This window comes from Pseudomonas peli, assembly GCF_900099645.1.
Taxonomy (GTDB): Bacteria; Pseudomonadota; Gammaproteobacteria; order Pseudomonadales; family Pseudomonadaceae; genus Aquipseudomonas; species Aquipseudomonas peli.
Map to the genome: position 1 here is coordinate 2,501 of NZ_FMTL01000016.1, position 1,732 is coordinate 4,232.

Consider the following 1,732-nt stretch of genomic DNA (forward strand, 5'->3'; position numbering starts at 1 on the left):
GGCTTAGAAGCAGCCACCCTTTAAAGAAAGCGTAATAGCTCACTAGTCGAGTCGGCCTGCGCGGAAGATGTAACGGGGCTCAAACCATACACCGAAGCTACGGGTTCAACGTAAGTTGAGCGGTAGAGGAGCGTTCTGTAAGCCTGTGAAGGTGAGTTGAGAAGCTTGCTGGAGGTATCAGAAGTGCGAATGCTGACATGAGTAACGACAATGGGAGTGAAAAACTCCCACGCCGAAAGACCAAGGTTTCCTGCGCAACGTTAATCGACGCAGGGTGAGTCGGCCCCTAAGGCGAGGCAGAAATGCGTAGTCGATGGGAAACGGGTTAATATTCCCGTACTTCTAATTACTGCGATGGAGGGACGGAGAAGGCTAGGCCAGCACGGCGTTGGTTGTCCGTGTTTAAGGTGGTAGGCTGATTTCTTAGGTAAATCCGGGAAATCAAGGCCGAGAACTGATGACGAGTTATCTTTTAGATGACGAAGTGGTTGATGCCATGCTTCCAGGAAAAGCTTCTAAGCTTCAGGTAATTAGGAACCGTACCCCAAACCGACACAGGTGGTTAGGTAGAGAATACCAAGGCGCTTGAGAGAACTCGGGTGAAGGAACTAGGCAAAATGGCACCGTAACTTCGGGAGAAGGTGCGCCGGTGAGGGTGAAGCATTTACTGCGTAAGCCCATGCCGGTCGAAGATACCAGGCCGCTGCGACTGTTTATTAAAAACACAGCACTCTGCAAACACGAAAGTGGACGTATAGGGTGTGACGCCTGCCCGGTGCCGGAAGGTTAATTGATGGGGTTAGCTAACGCGAAGCTCTTGATCGAAGCCCCGGTAAACGGCGGCCGTAACTATAACGGTCCTAAGGTAGCGAAATTCCTTGTCGGGTAAGTTCCGACCTGCACGAATGGCGTAACGATGGCGGCGCTGTCTCCACCCGAGACTCAGTGAAATTGAAATCGCTGTGAAGATGCAGTGTATCCGCGGCTAGACGGAAAGACCCCGTGAACCTTTACTATAGCTTTGCACTGGACTTTGAGTTTACTTGTGTAGGATAGGTGGGAGGCTTTGAAGCGTGGACGCCAGTTCGCGTGGAGCCAACCTTGAAATACCACCCTGGTAACCTTGAGGTTCTAACTCTGGTCCGTTATCCGGATCGAGGACAGTGTATGGTGGGTAGTTTGACTGGGGCGGTCTCCTCCTAAAGAGTAACGGAGGAGTACGAAGGTGCGCTCAGACCGGTCGGAAATCGGTCGTAGAGTATAAAGGCAAAAGCGCGCTTGACTGCGAGACAGACACGTCGAGCAGGTACGAAAGTAGGTCTTAGTGATCCGGTGGTTCTGTATGGAAGGGCCATCGCTCAACGGATAAAAGGTACTCCGGGGATAACAGGCTGATACCGCCCAAGAGTTCATATCGACGGCGGTGTTTGGCACCTCGATGTCGGCTCATCACATCCTGGGGCTGAAGCCGGTCCCAAGGGTATGGCTGTTCGCCATTTAAAGTGGTACGCGAGCTGGGTTTAGAACGTCGTGAGACAGTTCGGTCCCTATCTGCCGTGGACGTTTGAGATTTGAGAGGGGCTGCTCCTAGTACGAGAGGACCGGAGTGGACGAACCTCTGGTGTTCCGGTTGTCACGCCAGTGGCATTGCCGGGTAGCTATGTTCGGAAAAGATAACCGCTGAAAGCATCTAAGCGGGAAACTTGCCTCGAGATGAGATCTCACTGGAACC

1 rRNA gene (only partly in view) is annotated in these 1,732 nt (G+C 52.6%); it reads left to right on the forward strand.

The features are described 5' to 3' along the window. Positions 1-1,732 (forward strand): 23S ribosomal RNA (locus BLO50_RS21500) (its annotated part extends 1,050 nt beyond the left edge of the window); the annotation flags it as partial.